Origin of the sequence: Myxococcus xanthus (assembly GCF_013116825.1) — a bacterium.
Lineage (GTDB): Bacteria > Myxococcota > Myxococcia > Myxococcales > Myxococcaceae > Myxococcus > Myxococcus xanthus_B.
Window position 1 is genome coordinate 1 of record NZ_JABFNS010000354.1, and the last position, 398, is coordinate 398.

Annotated in this window: 1 protein-coding gene; it reads left to right on the forward strand. The window is 68.3% G+C overall.

Annotated elements, in window-relative coordinates; all coding sequences use genetic code 11:
- Window positions 1-59: 59 nt before the first annotated feature.
- Window positions 60-398, forward strand: a 339-nt coding sequence (locus tag HNV26_RS37695; RefSeq protein WP_216613102.1) for a hypothetical protein, incomplete at its 3' end; no start/stop codon positions are given.

A 398-nucleotide genomic window follows, 5' to 3' on the forward strand; every position in this document is an offset into this window, starting at 1 on the left:
GGGTAATACCGTTTAAGATGTCTGGGCCGTTCCTTCCCCGGCCCGCTTCTGGAGATCCATTGCCCCAGCCTGCCCACATCGTTCTGTCGGTCGCTGCCCTGGTCGCCGGCGAGGTCGCCGCGCAGCCGGCCGCGCCTGCGCAGGCCGTGTCCGGCCGCGCGCTTGCGGCGTCCACCGCGGCTCCGGCGGCCCCTCCCGACGCGACCGTGCAGCGCAAGGAGGAGTGGCTCACCATCCATGGCTTTCCCGAACTCGGCGAAAGCGATCTGGTGCAGATCAACCCCACGGTCATGCCTTGGCAGGAGAAGGTCGCGGTGGAGGTGCGCGTTTCGCGCAGCTCCCTGCGCACCAACGCGCGCAACGTGTCCTACCAGTCGTATGAGGGCATGGCCGTGTTC